This is a genomic window from Pediococcus parvulus (assembly GCF_007990205.1).
GTDB lineage: Bacteria > Bacillota > Bacilli > Lactobacillales > Lactobacillaceae > Pediococcus > Pediococcus parvulus.
Genome location: NZ_BJWE01000061.1, coordinates 1 through 5,730 on the forward strand (window position 1 = coordinate 1; position 5,730 = coordinate 5,730).

8 protein-coding genes are annotated in these 5,730 nt (G+C 36.6%); 5 read left to right on the top strand and 3 right to left on the bottom strand.

Annotated features, from left to right (window positions below):
* Positions 1-20: 20 nt before the first annotated feature.
* From PPA04_RS08920 to PPA04_RS08935, 4 genes are all read left to right on the top strand, one after another.
* Complete coding sequence (locus tag PPA04_RS08920; protein ID WP_057783163.1) at positions 21-410, top strand: hypothetical protein; 390 nt, start codon at positions 21-23, stop codon at positions 408-410.
* A 185-nt stretch (positions 411-595) separates the two neighbouring features.
* A complete protein-coding gene (locus tag PPA04_RS08925; protein WP_057783166.1) occupies positions 596-1,048 on the top strand; it encodes a hypothetical protein in 453 nt (150 codons plus the stop codon).
* A 14-nt stretch (positions 1,049-1,062) separates the two neighbouring features.
* Complete coding sequence (locus tag PPA04_RS08930) at positions 1,063-1,692, top strand: L,D-transpeptidase (RefSeq protein WP_057783168.1); 630 nt, start codon at positions 1,063-1,065, stop codon at positions 1,690-1,692.
* 11 nt (positions 1,693-1,703) lie between these two features.
* Positions 1,704-1,934 (top strand): hypothetical protein, encoded by a 231-nt coding sequence (locus PPA04_RS08935; RefSeq protein ID WP_057783170.1) that lies wholly within the window; start codon positions 1,704-1,706, stop codon positions 1,932-1,934.
* Between the two features lie 92 nt (positions 1,935-2,026).
* On the opposite strand, the gene PPA04_RS08940 is transcribed toward PPA04_RS08935, so the two are convergent.
* The 3 genes from PPA04_RS08940 to PPA04_RS08950 all read right to left on the bottom strand — a co-directional run bounded on the left by PPA04_RS08940 (position 2,027) and on the right by PPA04_RS08950 (position 4,273).
* The gene (locus PPA04_RS08940; protein ID WP_057783172.1) at positions 2,027-2,653 is read right to left on the bottom strand and encodes a DedA family protein; all 627 of its coding nucleotides are present in this window, start codon (positions 2,651-2,653) and stop codon (positions 2,027-2,029) included.
* Positions 2,654-2,968: 315 nt separating this feature from the next.
* On the bottom strand, positions 2,969-3,820 hold the full coding sequence (locus PPA04_RS08945) for a hypothetical protein (protein ID WP_057783270.1): 852 nt from the start codon (positions 3,818-3,820) through the stop codon (positions 2,969-2,971).
* A gap of 27 nt (positions 3,821-3,847) precedes the next feature.
* A complete protein-coding gene (locus tag PPA04_RS08950) occupies positions 3,848-4,273 on the bottom strand; it encodes a helix-turn-helix domain-containing protein (protein WP_057783174.1) in 426 nt (141 codons plus the stop codon).
* A 267-nt stretch (positions 4,274-4,540) separates the two neighbouring features.
* Here PPA04_RS08950 and PPA04_RS08955 point away from each other — a divergent pair, with 267 nt between their 5' ends.
* Positions 4,541-5,476, top strand: coding sequence for an alpha/beta hydrolase (locus PPA04_RS08955; protein ID WP_057783272.1), 936 nt, complete (start codon positions 4,541-4,543; stop codon positions 5,474-5,476).
* The last annotated feature ends 254 nt before the right edge of the window (positions 5,477-5,730 follow it).

Consider the following 5,730-nt stretch of genomic DNA (forward strand, 5'->3'; position numbering starts at 1 on the left):
AGTTAAAGAGATGAACAATTATGAAAACAAATTTAATATCAAGTATTATTTTCGGCAGGATAAATAAATTTCCGTTGAATAGTTTTCCTGAATTTGAAAAAATTTTAAATCTTGAAAATAATAATTATGAGGATAAAAGAAAACTTCCTGAATTCCAAAAATTGGTTAAATCAATCGAATTATTAAGTCCAAAGATGTATGAGAATCTACGAAAAGTTAAATGGATTGATGAAAAATTATTAAACCCACTTTGGAAATATAGTATTCGCGGGATGTATAGGGCTACTCCCTTAGGAGACCTTGCCTCTGTTTTTAATGATAGGTCTGACTTTAACCTAAACTTTGATATACAAAGTGAGCAGAACCCTAGATTTTTTCGAAGAATGCGGTTACAATGTGGTTATTGGTGATGGCGATACAAATACCGCCATTAATATAGGCATCGAACTAATTTCGGTTAGTGCGATGTCTTTTTTATGATGTGTTGCTTATATTTATTTAAATTCTTCTTTAGTAAATAAAATGTAATTTGTAAATTTTCATTCAGATGGTAGACTAGGTAAGTAAGCTTTAACCAATTTGGGAGTGATTATTTATGAAAATTAAATCAAACGATTTATTAGAAACAATTCGCGATGAGAATTTTGCACCGGAAACTTTTAAAGTCACGAGCACAAAGTTAAAAAAAGATCCCAAAGGGGCATTAAAATCTGTTTTTGGCTATCTACAAACGGCTTTGAAAGAAACAGCTGTTGTGGAAGCCGACGTGGCAATCAGAAAAGATGTTGTTTTGAAGTTTCAGACCAATATCATTAACTTACCATTTAATTATCCAAACAAGATTGAACAACTGACTGAAGTTGATACGGATTATGATGTTAATTTATATGCGATTTTTGAAGCAGAAGAGATTAATGCATCCCACTTGCGGATTGATTTAATGGGAAGTGTTGATAATTTCTTAGCAGGTGATGCAGATGTTTATCAAAACATCGCTGATTGGGTGATCTTGCAATTTGAGAAATTAGAAACTAAGAAAGAAAAATAAAGTAGAGGTTGTTTATGAATCGTTTAACTAAAATGTTAGCAGTAGCTGGAGTTTTGTTTTTGGCTGTCTTTTTAATTAGCTTACGATTCCATCCGGCCACTAGCAAAGTAAAAACGCAAGATTCAAATCAGGTAAGTGTTTCAAAACTGCCTAAAGAGAAGAAGACTAAAAAGAAAAAAGTTGCCAAAAGACCGTCTTACATGCGAGTGGTAAATTGGAAAAAATCTTCAGAAACAAAGGCTTACCCGGATTTAACGAAATACTCAAACGTATGGATTCAGGTCTCAATTGCAAAACAACGGGTCTATATTCGCAATAACAAAAAGCGTTTGTATACCATGTATGCAACGACTGGTGCTAAAAACTCAACGCCCACCGGAACGTACCATATTCAGGCAGAACGTGGTGAGTTTTTCTATAATGCACAGTCTAAAGAAGGCGCCAAGTACTATGTTTCTTGGAAAGACCACGGTGTTTACTTATTTCACACTGTGCCAACAAATTCACAGGGGCAGTTTATTGTAAAGGAAGCTAAGAAACTAGGTAAAAAGGCCAATTCACATGGCTGTGTCCGGTTGTCGGTACCAGATGCAAAATGGATTTATACAAACATTAAAGAAGGAACAAAGGTTGTTATCCACTGAGGGAATAGAACATGAAAAACAAAATTCGCGAGTTTCTACTGCAAAAAGGAAAATGGTATCAAGATGCTGGCATTAGTGTGGCCAGCCTTTTCGTGGCCCTTGTTTTATATAAGTTAATTGGTTACATCTTCACGAAGATCAACTTTTTGAATTGGGAAACAATTATCGGTGTTGTGATTTTGTATGTCATCATTTTATTTGGGTGGCGTTATTGGGAGCTCAATTGGTCACGCAAACGATAAATAGATTAAAAAAACCGTTAATTTCTAGTTGGAAACTAAAAATTGACGGTTTTTGTGTTGATTAATTTTAAAATGAATGATGGAATTCCACGTTAAGCCCTCGAAACGAGTTTATATAACTGTCTTGCTATAACAGGTAAAATTGCTAACGTAAAGAAGATTAAAGTGAAATACTTTTTTACAAAGGGCGTTGTGCCTAGATAATATCCAGCTAAACAACAGGCACCGACCCAAATGAGAGCGCCTAGAAAATTTAGTTTGTTGAACCTTTGGAAACTCATATCAGAGTTGCCGGCAATAATTGGGACAAACAAACCAAGGAACGGGACAAATCGAGATAATAATAAAGAACTTTTTTCATTGTGATTAAAATAAGCCTGTGTTTTTTCCATTTGATCCGAAGTTTGAATTTCTTTAGTTAGTTTGGAGTGTTGACCAAGTTTTTTACCTTGACGAAATTTGACAACTGAACCAATAGTGGCAGCCGTTAGAAATACAACAAATAAAACAATTAAATTCAGTTTAGAATGTGGGCTGGCGGCAATTGTACTTGTTAAAAATAGAACTGATTGACCAGGTAGAAATGAAAAAATGACGTAAGCTGTTTCTAAAAAAATCCAGATAAATAAGATTAGGTAAATCCATCCGTTCATTTTGTCTGCGATTGGCACAATGTAATTTAGTGGATGGATAAAGAAATTAATGATTAAATTTAGCATAGCGGAACTCCATTCCCGTAAAAACTACCCTAATCATATAATGAAATCGTGAAATTGACTAGTATTGGGATTGGTAATTGAAAGTTAAACGTGTTATCATGAATTTATGCGATGAGTCGAGTATAATCAGGCAACTTAGGTTGTTTCACTTTCGAGTGACTAGTGATTTTCTTGGAACGGGATGTGTCTCTTCCACCGGATTGTGTGGAACATCTGATTAAACATGTGTGAACCGTGCGAGGTCTATTTGAGAAATCAAGTACCGTTCAAAAAAGGTTGAAGCAATTTTGCTTCAACCTTTTTTATTACGCAATTTTATTGAACAATATAAAGTTGATCATGAACCAAATCAAAATGAGAAAAATGTTTGTTGAGCTCTTCAGTAGCCTCAGGGTCCACATAAGTGGCATGGTTCCAGAAAGTTTTGCTTCCAGAACTTCCCAGCTTTTCGCCAATACAAATTAATTTAACATCTGGGTTAGTTTTTCGCATCTCTTGTAAGAGTTGCCAATCAACAGGGATGCCGTCTGGTGACCAAGACATCATGACATATTTCACTTTGTCATGGTAGCGATGCCAAGCATCCAGTGCATCTAAAGGCTCGATTTCAGTCAAAGTATGTTTGCCAGTTTCGTTTTCGGTGATCCATCCCATACTGTCGGTTGCAATAATGTTTTGACCATGATTACGTAAGCCGGCTGAAATGTAGCCATTGCCTGCCATCACTTCCAAAGTTGGGGCACCATTTAAGAATTTGGCCAGATCTTTGATAAAAGGCGCTGAAATGTACGCCCACATTCCGTAATGCGCCTCTAAATAATCCCGATAAGATCGTAGCAGCTTATCTAACTTCGGTAATGCTTGCGAGTACCTATTCCATAGTTCATCGCCCTTAGGATTTCCCATTGGATAATTTTTAAGAATAGACTGAAACAGTTCATCTTGAAAAGTATCTGGAATTTGAAGAAGAGGCAATGATTGTGGCAACAATCCCTGAGAAATAAGATGATCACTTTCCAAAATGTTATGGGTAAGGAAAGTGATCTGAGGGAAATCTTTGAATAACAAATCGTATCTTTTTATTTGCTCTAAATAAGTGTCTGAAGCGGGTTTTGAACGTTTAGCACGAACCTGCTTACGAAGCTTTTTCATTTTTTTAGAATTCAAAATAGCCATCCATTCAAACTGTCAAGTTTACTTTTTATTGTCATCCAAGCCTAAATCTAATTCTTCTTGCTGATCATTATCTGCATGAGTGGTTCGGCGATTCTTGCCATGGAGGTAGCCATCCATTAACTGAAATAGTTCATAGCGATCTTCACTCGTCAAAACCTTATGACTGAAGGAAAGTTGTTTACCAGACAAGAATAGTTTACTCAGATCATATTCATCGTGATCGGCCTTACCACTAAGATAATCCATCGTAACATCAAAATATTCGGCTAATTTTCGAACCTCTACAAAAGAAGGGGTTCGAACGCCACGTTCCCAATTACCAATCTGAGAGGATGTATTTGCTTTTTCTGCTGGTCCTGGATATTGTTTATTTAAATCCGCCGCTAATTCTTCCAAAGTGATGTTTTGGCCATGGCGGAGTGCACGAAGTCTTTCAGGAAACATGTGATTACTCCCTTTCTGTTATCTCAATTTTATCATAACAACAGCCTGTTAGGCGCATTCTATCACTATTTTTTGCATTTTAGTGGGACAATTCGAACAATTTGTCACAATCGCGATCCAAATTATATGAAACCGGATAGATAGTGAATTTCATGGGCTTGATTGTGATTTATTTGGCCTTTGAGAATAAATTAAATTCGTTTGCGCTTATTTTACCGGCCAAAAAAGCAGTATACTTTTTAAATCGAAGGATAAGGGATGAAAATTTTGAAAAAGTTTTGGAAATGGTTACTCGTTATTTTTGCAGTCTTAGTTGTAGCAGATATTGGTGCGGCTTCGTATTTTTATCATGTGGCTGTGGTACCTGGACACAAAGATTTTTTAAGTAGCTCGGCAACCTTAAAGAAAAGTGACCCACTGTATAAAGAAAAGCTCTGGTATCAAAATGTCCATAAGCAAACGTGGCATGAAACTTCGGCAACGGATAATCTCAAATTAGATGCTTATTATATTCCAGCGGCGCATAAGAGTAATAAAACGGTTGTAATTGCGCATGGCTTTATGGATGATAAGTCCAAAATGGGAGCTTCTGCGGCGATGTTTCATAAGATGGGTTATAACGTGTTAGTGCCGGATGACCGTGGCCAAGGTGATAGCCAAGGAAATTATATCGGGTTTGGTTGGCCAGACCGGCTAGACTATATTAAATGGATGAATCTATTGTTGAAACGAGAAGGTAAGAATCAGCAGCTCGTGATGTATGGCGTCAGCATGGGTGGTGCCACAACAATGATGGTCAGTGGCGAAAAAAATGTACCAAAACAACTCAAGGCCTATGTTGAAGATTGTGGCTACACTTCTGTAAATGATGAAATAACGTATGAAGCTAAAACTATGTATCATTTACCATATTGGCCATTAGTTCCATCTGTGAGTGCGATTACGCAGTTACGGGCTGGATATAACTTTAAAGAGGCCAGTGCTTTGAAACAGGTTGCGAAGAATCATAAACCGATGCTGTTCATTCACGGGAACAAGGATACGTTTGTCCCAACCAGAATGGTTTACCCATTGTATAAAGCAGATAAGGGACCTAAACAGCTGCTCATTGTGAAGGGTGCTACCCATGCAAAATCAATGGCGACAGCCCCCAAACTTTATCAACAAACAGTGAAAAAGTTTTTGAACAAGTATGTGAAGTAGTGTGTTTCTTATTAAATATATTTTAGAAGTAATTAAAAAGAACAAGAGACTGGCAAAAGTAATTTTGCCAGTCTCTTGTTCTTTTACAGTCAAACTTTTTAGCTAAACGGAGGAATCTAACCGCTTTTTCCCATTCTTTTGCTTTAATCAAAAGGTTAAAACTATAAAAACACGTCTCGTTACCTGATACAAAAGCAGTCATGGTAACGAAATTAGATTAAAATACCGTCTCCCAGCAAATTTGGGCTGGAACG

Coding starts and splice junctions, on each gene's coding strand:
- PPA04_RS08920 (WP_057783163.1), top strand. CDS start 21: ATGAAAACAAATTTAATATCAAGTATTATTTTCGGCAGGATAAATAAA.
- PPA04_RS08925 (WP_057783166.1), top strand. CDS start 596: ATGAAAATTAAATCAAACGATTTATTAGAAACAATTCGCGATGAGAAT.
- PPA04_RS08930 (WP_057783168.1), top strand. CDS start 1,063: ATGAATCGTTTAACTAAAATGTTAGCAGTAGCTGGAGTTTTGTTTTTG.
- PPA04_RS08935 (WP_057783170.1), top strand. CDS start 1,704: ATGAAAAACAAAATTCGCGAGTTTCTACTGCAAAAAGGAAAATGGTAT.
- PPA04_RS08940 (WP_057783172.1), bottom strand. CDS start 2,653: ATGCTAAATTTAATCATTAATTTCTTTATCCATCCACTAAATTACATT.
- PPA04_RS08950 (WP_057783174.1), bottom strand. CDS start 4,273: ATGTTTCCTGAAAGACTTCGTGCACTCCGCCATGGCCAAAACATCACT.